This window comes from Pseudomonas sp. D2002, from assembly GCF_013385735.1.
GTDB lineage: Bacteria > Pseudomonadota > Gammaproteobacteria > Pseudomonadales > Pseudomonadaceae > Aquipseudomonas.
The window spans coordinates 74,114-93,770 of the sequence record NZ_JACAPL010000005.1; the positions used below are offsets into that span (position 1 = coordinate 74,114).

Consider the following 19,657-nt stretch of genomic DNA (forward strand, 5'->3'; position numbering starts at 1 on the left):
GTGATTACTCGTCAGCGCCCTTGTCGATCACTTTACGGCCACGGTATACGCCTTCTGGCGATACGTGGTGACGCAGGTGAATTTCACCGGTGGTTTTTTCTACAGACAGAGTGCTCGCCGTCAGGGCGTCGTGCGAACGACGCATGTCACGGGCAGAGCGGGATTTTTTGTTCTGCTGAACAGCCATAATTGATTAACTCCTAAACGTTTGGGTCACGCTTTAACTGCGCCAATACACTGAACGGGTTGGACCGCGTTACCTCGTCCTCGCTCGGCTCGGCCTCGTCATCGAGACCCTCCGGCTGCTGGCATTCTTCCGGATGATGAGCAGGCACAATGGGCAAGGCGAGCAGAAGCTCTTCCTCGATCAGTGCATGCAGATCCAAAGGATCTTCGCCCAGTTCCAGCACGTCATAACCTTTCGGCAACGACTGGGTATTCGCACCCTCCTTCACCACAGCGTAACTGCATTCGCTGTGAATCGGCAGGGTGACCAGCTCAAGACAACGCTGGCAAACCATTTTGACTTCGGTGTCGATAAAACTGTGTATTACCACAGACTTACGTTCATCTCGTTCAAAAACGAATTTGGCCTGCACCGTACCGACAGTGTCGGAAAGCGGGTCGCAGAGTCTCTCCAAATCGGCCAGCAGCAATTCACCTTGAAGGGAAGTGCCACGATCTGCCAATTTGCGCGGGTCAACGTGAGGTGGAATCGGGTCATTCAACATAGGCGCAGCATTATAGGGATGCACCCAGCCATGTCAAAGGAAATTCAGCCCTGTGCGTCAGCTGGTCGCCTCGCTAGAATCCCCAACTGCCTTAAGGAGACGCCCATGCTGCCTTTATTACTCGCATCCAGCTCGGTTTACCGCCGGGAATTACTGAGCCGCCTGCACCTGCCGTTCATCTGCGCGTCGCCGGATATCGACGAAAGCCATCGCGAAAATGAATCCGCCATCGAGCTGGTCAAGCGCCTGGCCGAAGAGAAAGCTCGCGCCCTCGCCAGCAGCCATCCCGGGCACCTGATTATCGGTTCGGACCAGGTGGCCGCACTGGACGGGCAAATTATCGGCAAACCCCACACCTTCGAAAACGCCCGCAAACAGTTGCTGGCAGCCAGCGGCAAGCGCGTGAGCTTCCTTACAGGCCTGGCACTGCTCAACAGCGAGACCGGGCACTGCCAGGTCGACTGCGTACCTTTTACGGTGCAGATGCGCGTGCTGGACGCTGAGCGGATCGAGCGCTACCTGCGACTCGAACAACCCTATGACTGCGCAGGCAGCTTCAAGGCTGAAGGGCTGGGCGTAAGCCTGTTCAAAAGCACTGAAGGGCCGGATGCAACAAGCCTCGTAGGCTTACCGCTGATTCGGCTGGTGGACATGCTGCTGGCTGAAGGCGTGCAAATCCCTTAAGTCCACCACCGAAGCAAATGTGGGAGCGGGCTTGCTCGCGAATGCGGAGTGCCAGATAACATATCTGTTACTGACCCACCGTATTCGCGAGCAAGCCCGCTCCCACATTTAAAACAACGACAACGCTGAGGTATCAGCGCAGGGTCGGGCCCTGGAAGCCCATGTACAACGCCAACTTCTCCGCCACGCTGGCGCCGAGCTTCTTGGAGAAGCGATCAAACGGCGATTCCTCAACGGTGAAATCCACCAGTTCCTTCTCGCCAATCACGTCCCGGGCTACCGAACTGGCACTGCCCAGGCCATCGATCAGGCCCAGCGGCAATGCCTGCTCACCCGACCACACCAGCCCGGAAAACAGCTCCGGATGGTCTTTGTCCTTCAGGCGATCACCACGCCCCTGCTTGACGCTGACAATGAACTGACGGTGAGTGGTGTCGAGCACGCCCTGCCAGAACTGGGTTTCGTCGGCCTTTTGCGGCTGGAACGGGTCCAGGAAAGCCTTGTGCTCACCCGAGGTGTAGGTGCGACGCTCCACGCCGAGCTTCTCCATGGTGCCGACAAAGCCGTAACCGGCCGCCGTCACACCAATGGAACCGACCAGGCTGGCCTTGTCGGCATAAATCTGGTCAGCGGCGCTGGCGATGTAATAGGCACCCGAGGCACCCAGATCGGAAATCACTGCATACAGCTTGGTATCCGGGTGCAGCGCGCGCAGGCGACGAATCTCGTCATATACATAGCCCGACTGCACAGGGCTACCGCCCGGGCTATTAATACGCAGGATCACAGCCTTGACCTTGGGGTCGTCAAACGCAGCACGCAGGCTGCTGACGATATTGTCGGCGCTGGCGGACTCCTTGTCGGCAATCACCCCGCGCACTTCGATCAAGGCGGTGTAGTTGCTGCCACGGGTGGCGCTTTTTTCCATGTCCATCAGCGGGCTGAACAGCGCCAGCATGGCAATCAGATAGGTAAAGGTCAGCAGCTTGAAGAAAATCCCCCAGCGCCGTGCGCGGCGCTGCTCCTGAACGCTGGCCAGGAGAGTCTTCTCCAGCAGCTTCCAGCTTTTATCATCACCGCTCTCGGCCTTTTCAGGCGCTTTCCACTCGTCACTCATGCCATCAACCCCAGCAAAGACTTATTGGGCCCGGCTGAGCCAGGCCTGCAGTTCAGAAAAATGATCAATCGTCAGCCTGGGCTCGTATTGCTGCAAGGCCTCGGCAGCCTGGGCACCGTAGCTGACGGCCACGCTGTCCATGCCGGCGTTGCGCGCCATCATCAGGTCGAAGGATGCGTCACCCACCATCAAGGCCTGGCGCGGCGCTACGCCGCAATGCGCCAGGATCTGCTCCAGCATCAGAGGATGGGGTTTGCTGGCGGTTTCATCCGCGGCGCGGGTGATGTCGAAATAATCTTCATAGCCATGCGCCTTGAGCACCCGATCCAGCCCGCGACGAGCCTTGCCGGTGGCGACAGCCAACCGATAACCCTCGGCGCGAAAGGCCTCCAGCGACTGCACTACACCGTCGAATAACGGCGAAGGCGTGGCTTCCAGCGCAATGTAGTGATCAGCGTAATGGTCGCGAAAGGTCACCAGCTCAGCGTCGCTGATCTGGGGGTACAGGGTACGGATCGCCTCAGGCAAACCCAGGCCGATAATGCCCTTGACCGCCAGATCGGTGCACAACTCGAAGCCCGAGCGGGCCGAGGCTGCGTGCATTGATTCGACGATCCGACCAATGGAATTACACAGGGTGCCGTCCCAATCAAAAATCAGCAGCTTGTAATCAAGGTGCGACACTCAAACGCTCCACGGTCTTGGCCCACATCTCATCGACCGGCGCCTGCAGCTTCAGCTCGCCGCCGTCGGGCAGCGGCACGGTCAGCATGTAGGCGTGCAGGAACAGGCGCTTGCCGCCCAGGTCGCGAATTTCCTTGGAGAAATCTTCGTCACCGTACTTGGTGTCGCCGGCAATGCAGTGGCCCGCGTGCAAGGTATGCACGCGAATCTGGTGAGTACGCCCGGTCACCGGCTTGGCCTCGACCATGGTGGCGAAGTCGCCGAAGCGGCGCAGCACCTTGAACAGGGTCAGGGCTTCTTTGCCCTCCTCGTCGACTTCGACCATACGTTCGCCGGAGCGCAGGTTGCTCTTCTGCAGCGGCGCACGGACGCTCTTGATCGAGCTGGCCCAGTTGCCACGCACCAGCGCCATGTAGCGCTTGTCGACACCGTCGCCACGCAGGGCGGTGTGCAAGTGGCGCAACATGCTGCGTTTCTTGGCGATCATCAGCAAGCCGGAGGTGTCGCGGTCCAGTCGGTGGACCAGTTCCAGCTCCTTGGCATCCGGGCGCAGTTGACGGAAGGCTTCGATCACGCCGAAATTCAGGCCGCTGCCGCCGTGCACCGCAATGCCGCAAGGCTTGTTGATCACGATCAGTTTGCTGTCTTCGAAGACGATCGACGCCTCGAGGCGCTGCAACAGGCCCTGGGCCAGCGGCACGGGCTCGTCTCGCTCAGGCACGCGCACCGGAGGCACACGAACGATATCGCCCGCCTGCAGCTTGTACTCGGGCTTGATGCGCCCCTTGTTCACGCGCACTTCGCCTTTACGCAAAATGCGGTAAATCAAGGTCTTGGGCACGCCTTTGAGCCTGGCCAGGAGAAAATTGTCGATGCGTTGGCCGGCATATTCCGGCGAGACCTCGAGCAGCTGGACGCTGGGGGTCTGGGGGGCGGTAGTCGTCATGGCGGCGATGATAACAATTTTTTATGGAATTGAAGCACTTAATCATTGCTGCTATAGTCGCGAACGCCGCCAAAAGCGGCCTGGACAGAGGACTTGCGGCAAATTGCCGGCCCTGACCATCGCAATTCATCAGGACGCGAGGCCGTCCTACGGGGCTTTCGCCACCTTGGAAGGCTCGAGATTGTAACAAGCGCAGGTGACATGAGGCCTGAAGCGAGTGCAGAAAGCAGAGTGAATACTCGCGTTCCGCGCCGATATTTACGGCCAGTTCACAAAGTGCAGTCAGTCTTGAGCCAGACCATGGCGAATGCTTCGGAAACAACGCCTGTTAAGAGCTGAGTGAGAGCGCAGTCGCCCACATTCAGTCTTGTTTAGCCATGAGCGTGGACTCCCCATTGGAGAACACGGTAAATGCCAACCCGCTGCGGATTCTGCGCGCGGCAGCACCCGAATTATCAGGGATACGTGTAGGGTGGAGATGCACAACCGTCGGACCGTGTAGCACTAGGCTTATATTTAGACGCTTCATCTCGTCCACAGTCGCCGGTTGATTCCTCCTCCTGACCTTAGCTTTTGTTGAAGTGGTGCCTTTGTCACCACCGCTAACAAGCAGGACGCGTCCGTCGCGATACCGGCCCAATTGGCTCGTTATTGCTGGACACTGGAGTGGCCAACCACTCTTGACGCACCTGACACCGACCGTGAGAAGTCGTGTGTGCCGAACGCCGTTTCCGGCAGCCCGGAAACCGACGGTACAACATGAAAAGAATGCTGATTAACGCAACTCAACCCGAAGAGTTGCGTGTTGCACTGGTAGATGGCCAACGCCTCTACGACCTGGACATTGAATCCGGTGCACGCGAGCAAAAGAAGGCCAACATCTATAAAGGCCGTATTACTCGCATCGAACCAAGCCTTGAGGCTGCCTTTGTCGATTTCGGCTCCGAGCGCCACGGCTTCCTGCCCCTCAAAGAAATCTCCCGCGAATACTTCAAGAAAGCCCCTGAAGGCCGCGTGAACATCAAGGACGTCCTGAGCGAAGGCCAGGAAGTCATCGTCCAGGTCGAAAAAGAAGAACGTGGCAACAAGGGCGCCGCCCTGACCACCTTCATTAGCCTGGCTGGCCGTTACCTCGTGCTGATGCCGAACAACCCGCGTGCCGGCGGCATCTCCCGTCGCATCGAAGGCGAAGAGCGCAACGAACTGCGTGAAGCGCTGAACGGTTTGGTCGCGCCAGCCGACATGGGCTTGATCGTTCGCACCGCCGGCCTTGGCCGCAGCAGCGAAGAAATGCAGTGGGACCTCGACTACCTGCTGCAACTGTGGACCGCTATCAAAGAAGCGTCCCTGGATCGTTCCGCGCCGTTCCTGATCTACCAGGAAAGCAACGTGATCATCCGCGCCATCCGCGACTACCTGCGCCAGGACATCGGCGAAGTGCTGATCGACAGCGTTGAAGCCCAGGACGAAGCCCTGACCTTCATCCGCCAGGTGATGCCGCAGTACGCCAGCAAGATCAAGCTGTACGAAGACAGCGTTCCGCTGTTCAACCGTTTCCAGATCGAAAGCCAGATCGAGACCGCCTTCCAGCGCGTGGTCGAACTGCCTTCCGGCGGCTCCATTGTGATCGACCCGACCGAAGCCCTGGTGTCCATCGACATCAACTCGGCGCGTGCGACCAAAGGCAGCGACATCGAAGAAACCGCCCTGCAGACCAACCTGGAAGCGGCTGAAGAAATCGCCCGCCAGCTGCGCCTGCGTGACATCGGCGGCCTGATCGTGATCGACTTCATCGACATGACCCCGGCCAAGAACCAGCGCGCCGTGGAAGAGAAAGTCCGCGAATGCCTGGAAGCTGACCGCGCCCGCGTACAGGTCGGCCGTATTTCGCGCTTCGGCTTGCTGGAAATGTCCCGTCAGCGCCTGCGTCCATCCCTGGGCGAGAGCAGCGGCATCGTCTGCCCGCGTTGCAACGGCACCGGCATCATCCGTGACGTTGAATCGCTGTCCCTGGCGATCCTGCGCCTGATCGAAGAAGAAGCCCTGAAAGACCGCACCGCCGAAGTCCGCGCGCAAGTGCCGATTCCGGTCGCAGCTTTCCTGCTCAACGAAAAACGCAACTCGATCACCAAGATCGAACTGCGCACCCGTGCCCGTATCGTCATCCTGCCGAACGATCACCTCGAAACGCCGCACTTCGAAGTGCAGCGCCTGCGTGATGACAGCCCGGAAGCCCACAGCGGCCAGTCCAGCTACGAAATCGCAGCTGCCGCAGCTGAAGTTGAAGAAGTCCAGCCAGCCGCCGCGACCCGCACCCTGGTTCGCCAGGAAGCGGCCGTCAAGACCGCACCGGCACGTGCCAACGCTCCGGTTCCGGCCGAAGCGGCTGCACCGGTTGCCGCACCGGCCGCCCTGCCTGAGCCAAGCCTGTTCAAAGGCCTGGTGAAGTCGCTGGTGAGCCTGTTCGCCACCAAAGAAGAGCCTGTTGCCCCGGTTGTGGTTGAAAAACCTGCCACCGAGCGCCCGGCGCGTAACGAAGAGCGTCGCAACGGTCGCCAGCAAAGCCGTAACCGCAACGGTCGTCGTGACGAAGAGCGCAAGCCTCGCGAAGAACGTGCACCGCGTGAAGAACGCGCGCCACGTGAAGAGCGTGCACCACGCGAAGCCCGTGAAGAAACCCCAGCAGTAGCCCGTGAAGAACGTGCACCGCGTGAAGAGCGCGCACCACGTACCCCACGCGCACCACGTGAAGATCGCAAGCCACGTGGCGAGCGTGAAGAACGTGTGCGTGAACTGCGTGAGCCGCTGGACGCCGCACCCGCTGTTGCTAGCGAGGCCGCCAGCGAAGAACGCCCGGCTCGCCAGCCGCGTGAAGAGCGCGCCCCACGTGAAGAGCGCCAACCGCGCCCGCCGCGTGAAGAGCGTCAACCACGTGCCGAGCAAGCCGCTGCCGCCAGCGAAGAAGAAGTACTGACCGGCGAAGAGCAACAGGAAGATGGCCAGGACAACGCCGAAGGCGATCGTCCACGCCGCCGCTCCCGTGGCCAGCGTCGTCGCAGCAACCGTCGTGAGCGTCAACGCGATGCCAACGGCAACGTGATCGAAGGCTCGGAAGAGACCGGCGAAAACACAGAAGCTGCTACCACCGAACCGACTGGCGCCGAATTGGCTGCCGGCCTGGCGGTAACAGCTGCCGTGGCCAGCTCGGTCATCAGCGCACCTGCTGAAGCCCAGGCTCACGAGCAAGCTGAACGCGCCACTGCCGCTGTCGAAGAGACCGTAGCAGTCGAAGCGCCAGTGGCTGAAACACCCGTTGCTGAAACACCAGTGGTTGAAGCACCGGTTGTTGAAGCGCCTGTTGTCGAAGCGACCACCCCGATCGAAGCCCCCGTGGTGCCGGAAGTGGAAGTCGCGCCAGTTCGCGAAGCCCAACCAGAAGTGGAAGTGGCTGCTGTGGAGCCTGCACCGGTGGTTGAACCTCAGCCAGTGGTTGAAGCCCCGGTTGTTGAAGAAGCTGCTCCGGCCGTGCGTGAAGTTCGCGAAGAACAGACCGCCTTCCAGTGGGCTGCCGAGCCAGTGGCTGCGGTTGAAGCGCCAGCACCTGCCCCAGTGGTAGAAGAAGCGCCGGCACCGGTTGCCGAAGTGGTTGCCGAACCTGCTCCAGTGGTTGAGCCTCAGCCGGCGGTTGAAGCGCCGGTGGTTGCCGAAGTCGCCGCCCCGGTGGTTGAAGCAGCCCCTGCCAGCGCCCTGACCGAAAACGGCCGCGCGCCGAACGACCCGCGTGAAGTGCGTCGCCGTCGCAAGGAAGCTGAGGCGGCCGCTGCAGCAGCCGCTGCCGCAGCGCAAGCGCCAGCCGCTGAAGCCGTGGTTGAGCACACTGCCCCAATCGTCGACGAAACCCCGCGTTCCGTCGAAGAAGTGGCAGAGCACAGCCCAAAGGCCCTGGAAGCAGAGCACGAGCCTAAACCCCTCGTCTGATTCCATCCGCCACTAAAAAGCCCCGCCAGGTAACCCTGGCGGGGCTTTTTTTTGCGGTTATTGCGCAGGCACTCAGCAATCAACGGGTAAAAATCGACCTTATGGCGCCACAGGCACAAGGTCAAACTTGCCGGCCTGGTGCTGATACAACAAACAATCGGCCCCCGGCCTGCACCCACTGAAATGCTTCAATTTGGCGGGCAAGCTGTAGTAAGAGCCCGGAGGATAATCGACAGTCTTGCCATCGATAATCGCGTAGAACGTACCTTCAAGCACAACGGTTGGCAGCGTTTGCGTATGGAAATGGTCGGGGTTGTTCCTGCCGGCGGGAAATCTGACAAACGCCTCATACGGGCCGAAACCCAACAGGTCTCCTTTCAGATTGGCATAAAAAATACCCCCGCTACCCGGTACCTCCTTCCATACCAGCGTGGAGACGGGAGCTGAAACCACCACATCCGGCTGAGGGGGCGGGATGTAGGCCCACGCAGAGGTGGAGAGTGAAAGGGTCAGGCCGATAGCTGCTCTAAGGGTTTTCATTGAGGCACTCACTGTAAATTCATTTTTACACCTCAGCCTCGAAAGAAAATAATGCCACTTCAGTGAATGAAAACGCGGGCAATAACAACATTCTGCCTCTGAACTGATGGCAGGAAATATGGCTGCACACCCAGCATGCGCCACACTTGGCAGTCTAGAAGAGAAAACTGAAAAGCTACTGCGGGCTCACCTGCCGAAGTGCAGTGCTTGCGGCACGTCCACATCCCACAAAACGCCGGGATCATCGACGGCAACCTCCAGCAGGCAACCCTTGGCAAACAGCGGCTTTGCACCGCGATCACCGGACAACGCGCACAAGGCTGGCCCCCATGCACGGCCGAACGCCACAGGATGACCGTACTGACCGTCATGCACCGGCACGCTGATGCTTTCGTCTGCCAGCGCGGCCGCCACGTGTTCAATACTCGAAGGCAAGATGAACGGCATATCCCCCAACACCACCAGCCAGCCATCGCTTGGGCTGCTGGCTGCGACTGCCGCCGCCAGGCTGTCGCCCATGCCTGCCGACTGCAGCTGCAACACTTCACAACCGTAGAGACGCGCCAGGCGAATCACTTCAGGACGGTCCGGCGAGGTCACCAGCCATCGCTTCACGACAGGTTCAGGCAGATTCAACAGCACCTGCTCGATTACCGGCCGCGTCACGCCATCCAAGCCTACGCAATCGGCCAGCAACTTATCGTTATCAGGCCCCGCCTCGGCTCGAAAACGACTGCCCTGCCCGGCCGCCAGCACGATTGCGGTAATGCTCATTCAGCCGCCATCGGTAACGGTTTTTTCTGCGTCGGTGCCACGCCATTTTTGATTGCGACGATTTCCGCCATCAACGACAGGGCGATCTCCGACGGCGTGTGACTGCCGATATGCAAACCGATCGGCCCATGCAACCGTGCTATCGCTTCCGCCGACAAACCCAGCGCCGCCAGGTTTTCGCGACGTTTTTGCGTATTGACCCGCGAACCGAGGGCACCGATGTAGAACGCGCTGGAATTCAACGCCGTCAGCAGCGCCATGTCATCCAGACGTGGGTCGTGGGTCAGGCAGACGATGGCCGTGCGTTCATCGGTCTGGATGTTCAGCACCGCCTCATCCGGCATGCCCGGCACAAAGCGGCCGTGCTGTTCTTCCCAGCCATAGGCAAACTCTTCACGGGGGTCGCAGATCAGCACTTCGAAGTCCAGCAGCCGCGCCATCTCGGCCACGTAGCGTGACAACTGGCCTGCGCCGATCAATAACAAACGCCAACGCGGGCCGTAAATGGCCCGCAGGCGTTCACCATCGAAGGTCACTACGTCGGTTTTGCTTGCACTGCCCAAACTCACGGTGCCAGTGACCAGGTCCAACTCTCGGGCGACGATTTCATGCGCCTCACACCGTTCCAGCAACTGCGCGACCCAGCGCCAGTCGTCGACCCGTTCTTCGGTCAGGCGCAACGTACCGCCGCACGGCAAGCCAAAACGCGCCGCTTCATCACGGGTAACGCCGTAGGTCACCAATTGCACCGGCGGGCCATCATCCGGCAAACGCCCGTCCTGCAACCTTGCGATCAAGTCATCCTCGATGCAGCCACCGGACACCGACCCAATCACCACGCCATCGCCACGCAGGGCCAACATCGCCCCCGGCGGACGCGGCGCACTGCCCCAGGTCTGGACCACGCTGTAAAGCACCACGCGGTGCCCGGCGCGACGCCAGTCGAGCACGCTGCGCAAGACATTCAGATCCACACTGTCCATCAACACTCCTGCACACGATGCGGCGCCAATAACCGATTGGCCAATGCGTTATAGAACGGGCAATCCAACGCGAGTTTCATCTGCGCAGGCTACCTCTGGCGATTGATGAAGTGGTTACTGACTGTAAATCAAAAAAAACCAAAAGTGACCCACCAGAAACGCAAACGCCCCGAACACGTCGGGGCGCTTGCAGAGCATTGGGTGCTTTCACACCTTCGGCAAGTTACTTGATAGCAGGGGCAGGACCTTCAGCCACGCCCAGGTCATCTTCCGGACGGGTGTCGGAGATGCCAGTACCGCCAGACGCCAGCTCGCTGTGCAGCTTGTCGGTGTCCAGTTCCTTGACCCACTTGGCCACAACGATGGTGGCAACGGCGTTACCGACCAGGTTGGTCAGTGCGCGGGCTTCGGACATGAAGCGGTCGATACCCAGGATCAGCGCCAGGCCGGCAACCGGCAGGTGGCCAACAGCCGACAGGGTCGCGGCCAGTACGATGAAGCCGGAACCTGTCACGCCTGCAGCGCCTTTGGAGGACAGCAGCAGCACCAGCAGCAAGGTGATCTGGTGGGTGATGTCCATGTGGGTGTCAGTCGCCTGGGCGATGAACACGGCAGCCATGGTCAGGTAGATCGACGTACCGTCGAGGTTGAAGGAGTAGCCGGTTGGAATCACCAGGCCTACTACGGATTTCTTCGCGCCCAGACGCTCCATCTTGATCAGCATGCGTGGCAGTGCGGATTCGGAGGAGGAAGTACCCAGTACGATCAACAGTTCTTCACGGATGTAGCGAACCAGCTTCAACACGCTGAAACCGTGCGCGCGGCAGATGGCGCCCAGCACCACCACCACAAACAGGATGCAGGTGATGTAGAAGCAGATCATCAGCTGGCCCAGTTGCACCAGCGAACCCACACCGTAGGCACCGATGGTGAACGCCATGGCGCCCAGGGCACCGAGTGGCGCGAGCTTCATGATCATGTTGATGATGTTGAACATCACGTGGGCGAAGCGATCGATGAAGTCCAGCACCGGCTTGCCGTAGGCACCCAGGCGATGCAGGGCGAAACCGAAGATCACCGAGAACATCAGCACTTGCAGGATGTCACCGTTGGCGAAGGCGCCGACGATGGTGTTCGGGATCACGTTGAGGATAAAGCCAACAACGCTCTGGTCTGCACCGGCAGTCACGTAGGCAGCGACTTTAGAGGCGTCCAGGGTAGCCACGTCGATGTGCATGCCGGCGCCCGGTTGCACAACGTTGACCACGACCAGGCCGATCAGCAGGGCGATGGTGGAAACGATTTCGAAGTACAGCAGCGCGTAGCCGCCGGTTTTGCCGACCGATTTCATGCTTTGCATGCCAGCGATGCCGCTGACAACGGTGCAGAAGATGATCGGGGCGATGACCATTTTGATCAGCTTGATAAAGCCGTCACCCAGTGGCTTGAGGGCCACACCGGTCTGTGGGTAGAAATGACCGAGCAAAATACCGATAACGATTGCAACGATCACCTGGAAATACAGGGATTTGTACAGTGGCTGACGAGTCGTCATTGCAAAGTTCCTCAATCGCACCGTGTGGCAAAGATCCGCCATTGCCCACGACACTTGAATTGCGAACCCTCCTGCACTGGAGGGATTTGTTGTTTGCGAGGTCTGTAGGAACCAGCCTGCGCTGTAATACTTATCGCAAACGCCGTGCCACTTCGCTTAAAAACCCTGACGGCCCTTAGACATCAGGGCTTGGGGTTTCCAAGCTGCCGCCAGTGCCGCCAACAAGGTGGCGGAAATCCGCCCACACACCCGGTCTCGTCCTACAATTTGGCGGATATCCGCCTTGTCGCCTTCCCGTGGGGTGGCTACCATCCGCCACTCCATGGACGAGGCCCTCACATGCGTGAACGTACCATCGCCAGTCACTATGCGCGCGCCGCCCTCGGCGGTGCGCGCCGGGCGGGCTACGACTACTCGGGCCTGCTGCTGCAGGTCGGCATTACCCCGGAGTTACTCACCGAACCGCGCGCCCGCATCGCCCCCGAGCAATTTACCCGGCTGTTGCAAATGTTATGGCTGGCGCTGGACGACGAATACCTGGGGTTTGCCGAAGGCCCGAGCAAGCGCGGCACCTTCGCCATGATGTGCCACGCGCTGATTCACTGCCGCACCCTGGAGAAGGCTCTGGAACGCGGCTTATTATTTTATAGCCTATTCCCGCAGGGTCCGCGCTGGCAGCTGACAAGAGACGGCGACATGGCCCGCCTGAGCCTGGACGATTCGCAGCTGTGGGACCCGGACCACTTCCTCAGCGAATGCCTGCTGGTGATCTGGCACCGCCTGGGCAGTTGGTTGATCGGCCAGCGCATCCGGCTGCAGCAGGCCACCTTCAGTTACCCGATGCCGGCGCATGCCGGCGAATATGACCTGCTTCTCCCCTGCCCCCAGGTGTTCGGTGCGGCGCATAGCAGCCTGGTGTTTCCCGCACGCTACCTGAGCCTGCCGCTGCTGCAGGACGAACGCACGCTTAAACACTTTCTCGAGCGCTCCCCCGCCGACCTGCTGTCGCGGCCGGATGAAGGCGACAGCTTGAGCAGCCAACTGCGCCGCTTGCTGAGCCGCGACCGCACGCCCTGGCCAGACCTGGAAGCCGTCGCCCAGCACCTGCATATCAGCCCGCAAACCCTGCGCCGGCATTTGCGTGAGGAAGGCACCAGCTTTCAGGCACTCAAGGATGAGTTGCGGCGGGACATCGCCATCTACCATTTGGGGCGGGCGGATTTGTCGTTGCAGGAGATTGCCGAGCAACTGGGGTTTTCCGAGCCGTCGGCGTTTCATCGGGCGTTCAAGAAGTGGACGGGGCTGACGCCGGGGGCGTATCGGGCGCAGGAGAGTTAGAGGTGTGGTGCCATTGCCGGCCCCTTCGCGAGCAAGCCCGCTCCCACATTTAACCGCGTTTATCCTGTAGGAATACGGTCGAATGTGGGAGCGGGCTTGCTCGCGAAGGGGCCAGTGGAGTCAACAGAGATCACAAGGCCGGAAAGTGAATCTTGAACGCCGCGCCACCCAGCGGTGAGTCACCCAAGGTCAATCGCGCGCTGTAGCTTTCAATGATGTCCTTGACCACCGCCAAACCAATGCCCTGCCCGGGATGCTGACGGTCCAGCCGTTCGCCCCTTTGCAAAATCCGCGCACGCTGATCAGGCGGCACGCCAGGGCCGTCATCCTCGATGCACAGCTCGGTGCCTTCGAGGTTTTCCGTGAGGCTGATGCGCACTTCGCTCAGGCACAGGCGGTAAGCGTTTTCCAGCAGGTTGCCGAGCATCTCCAACAAAGCGCCCTTCTCAATCGGCAAATCGCACTCCGGCGGCAAATCAAACGTCACCGTCACGCGCTTGTCGCGGTAGACCTTGTCGAGCGTGTCGCACAGGCTTTGCAGCACCGGCTCCAAGCGCACCTGGTGGCGTACCAAACCGCTTTTGCGCAGGCTGGCGCGCTGCAACTGGTAGCCGATCTGCTGGCTCATGCGCTCGATCTGCGATTGCAACACCCAGGCCTGACCGCGATCTTCGGGGCGCTGGGCCATGTCTTCGCTCACGCCTTGCAACACCGCCAGTGGGGTTTTCAGGCTGTGGGCCAGATCATCCAGGGAATCGCGATAGCGCGCGCGCTGCTCACGCTCGCTGTGCAGCAAACGGTTCAGCGAGCCGGTCAGGCGCAGCAGCTCGCGGGGGTGTTCTTCGGAGAGGCTTTCGCGGGTGCCGCCTTCGATCTGGTCGAGTTCCTGGCTCAACCGCCGCAGGGCTTGCAGGCCCCAGGTCAAGCCCAGCCACAACAGCGTCAGCAACACGAGCAAGGCCGCGCCGAAGCCCAGGTAGAGGTTTTCCTGCAAACCTTCGAGGGTCAGCTGGTATTCGCGCACCGGTTGCAGGGCAACGATACTGAACGCCGCGCTCTTGCCGCCGAGCAGCTTGACCTCGACGTCATACACGAAAAATTCCTGGCCGTTGGCCTCGCGGATGCGTGCAAACTCGTTGCCGCGCCCGTCGTAGCGCGGTTTGTAGTTGATGTTTTCTTCCTGGGTCGCTCGCGAGCGCCAGACCAGATGGCCTTCACGGTCGTAGATATAGCCGAGCAGGCGGCTGTCGGTGAGGTTGAAACGCTCGTCCGGCAACTGCGCCGGCATCAGCAGGCGGTTATTTTCGACCCGCGCCGCAGAAATCAACGTGGTCACGTCCGAGGCCAGGCGCTGCTCGATGGAATCCTGCAACGCCAGGCTGAACGCCCCTTGCATGGCGGGCAATAAGCCCAGCATAAACAGCACGGCCAGGGTGGTGGCCGCGAGCATCAAGCGCACACGTAACGAGCGAATCAACGGCAGCGCTCATTAAACAGGTAGCCCAGACCGCGCACGGTGTCGATCGGCTTGAACCCGCCCGGGCCTTCCAGCTTGCGACGCAGGCGCCCGACCAGCACTTCGATTACGTTCGGATCACGCTCGTCGTCATCGGGATAGAGCTGTTCCATCAAGCGGTCCTTGGCAACCACTTGCTGATGGTGACGCATCAGGTATTCGAGAATCCGGTACTCATAGGCGGTCAGCGCCAGCGGCTGTTCATCCAGCGACGCTTGCTTGCGGTTGAGGTCCAGCAGCAGTGGCCCGGCGACGATGGTCGACTGGGTGAACCCGCTGGAGCGGCGCAGCAAGGCGTTCATGCGCGCTTCCAGCTCTTCGAACTGGAACGGCTTGACCACGTAGTCGTCGGCGCCGGCGGCCAGGCCTTCGACCTTGTCCTGCCAGTTGCCGCGTGCGGTGAGGATCAGGATCGGGAAGGTCTTGGCCTGGCTGCGCAGTTGGCGAATCAGGTCCAGGCCGCCCATGCCGGGCAGGCCCAGGTCGATGATGGCCAGGTCATGGTTGAATTGCCCGGTCTGGTACAGGGCTTCCTCGGCATTGGCCACGGCCTCGACCACGTGCCCGCTGTCTGTCAGGCGGGTGAACAGGTGATGACGCAACAGCGCCTCATCTTCCACGACCAGCAATTTCATAAGGCTCTCCAAGGCAATTCAACTGTCCGACAGGGGGATATCATAGCGGCCCTGCAAGTCTTGCGGGCGCAGTTTAATGCCATTGTATTGGCCCGTCAGGTGTTCGTAGCCGGCGCGGTAGGCCGGTTGCACGTTAGCCTGGCCCAGGGACTGGCCCCATGGCGCGGCCTGGCTGCCTGCGTCTTCGAAGCTGACACGCTGGATCAGGCTGCTGGACTTCTTGGTTTTCTCGCCGCCAAATGCCGAAAAAGCAGCGTCCGAAGCCTGCACGCCGGCCGTGGCACTGAGCATGCTTAACGCCAATATCAGCTGTTTGATCGCAGTCATGGTGCTTACCTCTACGCGTTTGGCTGTTGAAGCCAGACTACGCAAGCGCCCCTGAACTCCCCCTGAACAGGCTCTGAACCTTGGCTGAACCGTTGCGGGCTATCCACTGGCGCGCCAACTGACGCAAAATACCGTGCATGACGTCCCTACCCGCTTGCTGCACCCCACTCGAGGCCCATTGGCCGTTGCCCACTCCGTTACCCGGCACGGTGTTCCTGAGCACCCGATTCGACCCGACCTTGTTGGCCGCCGGTGATTTCCAGCGCAGCGCCGTGCCGCCACCGCCCAGCATCCAGCGCTCAGTGGCCAAGCGCCAAGCCGAGTTCCTCGCCGGCCGCTTGTGCGCGCGCGCGGCGCTGCAACAGCTCGACCACCTCGATTGCGTGCCGGCCATCGGCGAAGACCGTGCGCCGGTGTGGCCTGGGCATATCAGCGGTTCCATCACCCACAGCACCGGGCATGCGGCGGCGATTGTCGGGCACAAGGCGCAATGGCGTGGGCTGGGCATGGACCTGGAGAACCTGCTGACACTGGAACGCGCCGAACGCCTGGCCGGGGAAATTCTCACCGCCGAGGAAATGCAGCGCCTGGCAAGCGTGCCGCGCGAGCAGGTGGCATTGCTGGTGACGCTGACGTTTTCGGTCAAGGAGAGTTTGTTCAAGGCGCTCTACCCGATTGTGCAGAAGCGCTTTTACTTTGAGCATGCCGAGGTGGTGGCGTGGTCCGAGACCGGGCAGGTACGGCTAAGGCTGCTGGCGGACCTGTCTGCCGAGTGGTGCCATGGCACGGAGCTGGAGGGGCAGTTTGCGGTGGAAGGTGAGCAGTTGTTGAGCTTGGTGGCCGTCAGGGCTTGATCTGACGCCATCGCAGGCAAGCCAGCTCCCACATTTTTGAATGCATTTCAACTATGGGAGCTGGCTTGCCTGCGAGCGATCTCAAGCCTTCTGCTGATCCCTGGGCCAACTCAAGCTGAAGCACGCCCCACCCAGGTTGTTGCTCTTGCTGATCAACGCCCGCCCGCCGTGCCAATAAATCACCCGCCGCACAATCGACAACCCCAGGCCATGCCCGCCCGAGGCACGGGTGCGGCTGTCGTCCAGGCGCAGGAACGGCGTAAAGATGCGCTCCCAGGCGCTTTCCGGCACGCCGGGGCCATCGTCTTCCACATCGATGCGGCAACGCACTTGGCCCACTTGGTAACTGATCAACACCTGGCCCTGGGCATGGCGCATCGCATTGCTCACCAGGTTTTGCAGGGCTCGGTGCAGGTAGCGCGGCTCGGCGTCGACCCAGGCGTCATCCCAATGCGCCGAAGACAGGCAGATGCCACGCGCTACCGTGACGTGCGGGCGCAGTGGCGACAATTCGCCGATCACCTGATCGAGCAACACGCTGAGGTCGACGCGCTGGAAATTCAGCTCCGGCGCGCCCTGCTCCAGGCGCGCATACGTGAGCATTTCATCCACCAGGCCATCGAGGTCCTGGATATCGCTGTCCATGCCGTCCATATATTTACGCCGCGCCTCGGGGGTGGTGGCGTCGCCGATCATCTCCAGGCCAAAGCGCAGGCGCGCCACCGGCGTGCGCAACTCGTGGGACACCGCGCGCACCAGTTCACGCTGGATCGCCAGCAACTGCTGCAAGTGCTCGGCCATGCCATTAAAGGCCGCCGCCAGGCGCCCCACCGAATCAGCGCCGCGCGCCGGCACGCGCACTTCCAGGTTGCCTTTGGCAATGCGCGTGGCCGCCGCTTCCAGGCCTTTGAGACGCCGCTCGAGCTGGCGCACCAACAAGTACACGATCAAGCCGATCAGGGTCAGGCTGATCAGCGCGATCAGAATCAACCATTGCGGCGGATAAGGGTTCATTTGATACAGCGGGCCAATCTCCAGCACCCACGGCGTACCGACCATGCCGGCAAATACGCGGATTGAATCGCCGCCCTTGCCCAAGGCCATCACCGTATCGCCTTCCGAGACCCGGCGGCGCTGGTCATCGTCCATGTCGGCCTGATCCAGGGTCATCAGGTGCATGTCAAAACCAAAGCCCTTGGCTTCTTTTATATCCGCGAGCTTTTGCGGTTGCTCGGCGACCGGAAAACGCACCAGTTCGTCAGCCAGCAGGTAAATCGTCGCGCGGGCCAGTTGCTCGCTGATTTGCTGCACTTCGCCCGTGAGGACCAGTTGCGACGGCTCGCTGACCAGGCGCAACACCCGCGCCGCGTGCGGCCCGGTCTGTTGCACCAGCACCTGGCCACGTTGCAGGCGGTTGCGCTGGCTCAGGTCCAGCTGCGCATCGGCCAGCGGGCGCAACTCCAGGGGAATGCCGAGCAAACGCTCCCACACAGCCAAGGCGCGCTGGCGCTCGATGGGGCTCATGGGTTGCAGGTTGTCGCCCATCAACGCAAAGGTGCCATGGGCCAGGCGCTCGCGGTATTGGCCGCTACGCACTTCATTGAGCAGGTGCAAGGCCAGCACGCCGAGCAACGCCACCAGAATCAGCGCCGCGCACATGCCGCCGTAGATGCGCAGGAAGATCGAGTTCACAGCGGCATATCGGCAGCGGCTTCGGGGACGAACAAATAGCCTTTGCTGCGGATGGTCTTGATCAGGCGCGGGTGGATCGGGTCGTCGCCGATTTTCGGGCGGATACGGGAAATACGCACATCAATGGAGCGGTCCTGGCCGTCATAGCCGATGCCGCGCAAGGCGATGAAGATTTCTTCGCGGGACAAAATGCGCCCGGCATTCGCCACCAGCAGCCACAACAGGTCGAATTCGGCACTGGTCAGCTCGATGCCGCCGTTGTGCAACCAGGCTTCGCGCAGGGCGTTATCGACCACCAGCGGGCCAAATTGCAGGCGGCGCTGGTTTTCCACGGCAACCGGTTCAGCCGGCTCGCTGCGCCGCAGCAAGGCCTGGATACGCGCCAGCAACAGGCGCGGGCGCACGGGTTTGCACACGTAGTCGTCGGCGCCCATGTCCAGGCCCAGCACCTGGTCCATGTCATCGGTGCGCGCGGTGAGCATCAGGATCACACCGTCATAGCGCTCGCGCACCCTGCGGCAGATGCTCAGGCCGTCTTCGCCGGGCAGCATCAGGTCGAGGATCACCAGGTCAGGCTGTTCGGCGATGATGCGCGCCGCCGCCAGTGCGCCGTCGCTTTCCACCGACACGCACAGGCCGTTGCTTTCCAGGTAATCACGGGTCAACTCGGCCAATCGCTCGTCGTCCTCGACGATCAGAATTTGCCAGGCTTCTTGCTCCATGCGCTACCTCGTTTCTAATTATTGTCATCTACGGGGAACACAATACTGCCCTTATATGAAGGCCGATTGTAGCCATGGGCCAGCCCTCTAGCACAAGCCGGGAAATCCATTCGGTGATCAGGTTTTTTTGTGATAGGGTTCGCGCCCTCAAAAATCCAACAGACGGTTTTTGCCTAGGAATATTCGGTGACAAACGGTGTAATCCAGCAGTACTGCGGCCTACACGGGCATTCCACGTTTCATACACATTTTACCCACAGCGTTATCCACAGGTAGTGCGTTGCTAAGCCCCCCAAAACGCATTATCTTGTACCTCGGCGCTGAAAAAACCCTACATGTAGGGTTTTAAGCGAAAAAACCAAACACAGATCAGACAAGAAACTCAAGCGCTTTCTTGCTCCCGTTTGGTTGAACCAAAGCATTTTTTCAAAGCCCAAACCGCGCACGCGGATGGCAGCCGTTTTCCAGCCTCAACAGCGCAAAACGGTACGGGTGTTGCAGTGCTTGAAGCGAGCAACTGTCACCCACCAGGAATACGGTGAAGGGCGCTTCAAGGCCCGAACCGAAGACTTCGGCATGGA

At 60.7% G+C, this 19,657-nt stretch carries 18 protein-coding genes; 4 read left to right on the forward strand and 14 right to left on the reverse strand.

The window, feature by feature from the left end:
* Positions 1-4 precede the first annotated feature (4 nt).
* Positions 5-187: a 50S ribosomal protein L32 gene (gene rpmF / locus HX783_RS10935; protein ID WP_008152339.1), complete on the reverse strand. Its 183-nt coding sequence runs from the start codon at positions 185-187 to the stop codon at positions 5-7.
* 13 nt (positions 188-200) lie between these two features.
* Positions 201-731 (reverse strand): YceD family protein, encoded by a 531-nt coding sequence (locus HX783_RS10940; protein ID WP_032886799.1) that lies wholly within the window; start codon positions 729-731, stop codon positions 201-203.
* A gap of 105 nt (positions 732-836) precedes the next feature.
* Between HX783_RS10940 and HX783_RS10945 the strand changes: the two genes are divergently transcribed.
* Positions 837-1,415: a nucleoside triphosphate pyrophosphatase gene (locus tag HX783_RS10945; protein WP_177016894.1), complete on the forward strand. Its 579-nt coding sequence runs from the start codon at positions 837-839 to the stop codon at positions 1,413-1,415.
* Positions 1,416-1,548: 133 nt separating this feature from the next.
* Here HX783_RS10945 and HX783_RS10950 read toward each other — a convergent pair whose 3' ends face one another.
* The 3 genes from HX783_RS10950 to rluC are packed head-to-tail and all read right to left on the reverse strand — an operon-like array spanning position 1,549 to position 4,162.
* Positions 1,549-2,532 (reverse strand): S49 family peptidase, encoded by a 984-nt coding sequence (locus HX783_RS10950; RefSeq protein WP_177016895.1) that lies wholly within the window; start codon positions 2,530-2,532, stop codon positions 1,549-1,551.
* 21 nt (positions 2,533-2,553) lie between these two features.
* Positions 2,554-3,216: an HAD-IA family hydrolase gene (locus HX783_RS10955; RefSeq protein ID WP_159959098.1), complete on the reverse strand. Its 663-nt coding sequence runs from the start codon at positions 3,214-3,216 to the stop codon at positions 2,554-2,556.
* Positions 3,203-4,162, reverse strand: coding sequence for a 23S rRNA pseudouridine(955/2504/2580) synthase RluC (gene rluC, locus HX783_RS10960; protein ID WP_058427510.1), 960 nt, complete (start codon positions 4,160-4,162; stop codon positions 3,203-3,205). Before rluC ends, HX783_RS10955 begins: the two co-directional genes overlap by 14 nt.
* A 768-nt stretch (positions 4,163-4,930) precedes the next feature.
* Here rluC and rne point away from each other — a divergent pair.
* Entirely contained in the window at positions 4,931-8,140 is a 3,210-nt protein-coding gene (gene rne, locus HX783_RS10965; protein ID WP_177016896.1) for a ribonuclease E, read from the forward strand.
* A gap of 99 nt (positions 8,141-8,239) precedes the next feature.
* Here the strand turns inward: rne and HX783_RS10970 are convergent, their stop codons facing one another.
* The 4 genes from HX783_RS10970 to HX783_RS10985 all read right to left on the reverse strand — a co-directional run bounded on the left by HX783_RS10970 (position 8,240) and on the right by HX783_RS10985 (position 11,992).
* Positions 8,240-8,680, reverse strand: a complete 441-nt coding sequence (locus tag HX783_RS10970; protein ID WP_177016897.1) for a cupin domain-containing protein — start codon at positions 8,678-8,680, stop codon at positions 8,240-8,242.
* Between the two features lie 186 nt (positions 8,681-8,866).
* A complete protein-coding gene (locus tag HX783_RS10975; RefSeq protein WP_177016898.1) occupies positions 8,867-9,454 on the reverse strand; it encodes an NTP transferase domain-containing protein in 588 nt (195 codons plus the stop codon).
* Positions 9,451-10,437, reverse strand: a complete 987-nt coding sequence (locus HX783_RS10980) for an XdhC family protein (RefSeq protein WP_177016899.1) — start codon at positions 10,435-10,437, stop codon at positions 9,451-9,453. The genes HX783_RS10975 and HX783_RS10980 overlap by 4 nt, the downstream gene beginning before the upstream one ends.
* Before the next feature lie 223 nt (positions 10,438-10,660).
* Positions 10,661-11,992 (reverse strand): dicarboxylate/amino acid:cation symporter, encoded by a 1,332-nt coding sequence (locus tag HX783_RS10985; RefSeq protein ID WP_177016900.1) that lies wholly within the window; start codon positions 11,990-11,992, stop codon positions 10,661-10,663.
* Between the two features lie 339 nt (positions 11,993-12,331).
* On the opposite strand from HX783_RS10985, the gene HX783_RS10990 reads away from it, so the two are divergent.
* On the forward strand, positions 12,332-13,330 hold the full coding sequence (locus HX783_RS10990; protein WP_177016901.1) for an AraC family transcriptional regulator: 999 nt from the start codon (positions 12,332-12,334) through the stop codon (positions 13,328-13,330).
* A 130-nt stretch (positions 13,331-13,460) separates the two neighbouring features.
* On the opposite strand, the gene HX783_RS10995 is transcribed toward HX783_RS10990, so the two are convergent.
* From HX783_RS10995 to HX783_RS11005, 3 genes are read right to left on the reverse strand one after another with little or no spacing between them, the layout of a single operon-like run.
* The gene (locus HX783_RS10995) at positions 13,461-14,807 is read right to left on the reverse strand and encodes an ATP-binding protein (RefSeq protein ID WP_177016902.1); all 1,347 of its coding nucleotides are present in this window, start codon (positions 14,805-14,807) and stop codon (positions 13,461-13,463) included.
* Positions 14,804-15,481, reverse strand: a complete 678-nt coding sequence (locus HX783_RS11000) for a response regulator (protein WP_025854135.1) — start codon at positions 15,479-15,481, stop codon at positions 14,804-14,806. The genes HX783_RS10995 and HX783_RS11000 overlap by 4 nt, the downstream gene beginning before the upstream one ends.
* 18 nt (positions 15,482-15,499) lie before the next feature.
* Positions 15,500-15,808, reverse strand: coding sequence for a hypothetical protein (locus tag HX783_RS11005; RefSeq protein WP_177016903.1), 309 nt, complete (start codon positions 15,806-15,808; stop codon positions 15,500-15,502).
* Positions 15,809-15,945: 137 nt separating this feature from the next.
* Here HX783_RS11005 and HX783_RS11010 point away from each other — a divergent pair, with 137 nt between their 5' ends.
* Positions 15,946-16,662, forward strand: a complete 717-nt coding sequence (locus HX783_RS11010) for a 4'-phosphopantetheinyl transferase (RefSeq protein WP_177016904.1) — start codon at positions 15,946-15,948, stop codon at positions 16,660-16,662.
* Positions 16,663-16,743: 81 nt separating this feature from the next.
* Here HX783_RS11010 and HX783_RS11015 read toward each other — a convergent pair whose 3' ends face one another.
* Together HX783_RS11015 and HX783_RS11020 are read right to left on the reverse strand one after the other, a co-directional pair.
* Positions 16,744-18,354 (reverse strand): ATP-binding protein, encoded by a 1,611-nt coding sequence (locus HX783_RS11015; protein WP_177016905.1) that lies wholly within the window; start codon positions 18,352-18,354, stop codon positions 16,744-16,746.
* Positions 18,351-19,076: a response regulator gene (locus HX783_RS11020; protein ID WP_177016906.1), complete on the reverse strand. Its 726-nt coding sequence runs from the start codon at positions 19,074-19,076 to the stop codon at positions 18,351-18,353. The genes HX783_RS11015 and HX783_RS11020 overlap by 4 nt, the downstream gene beginning before the upstream one ends.
* Positions 19,077-19,657: the final 581 nt, after the last annotated feature.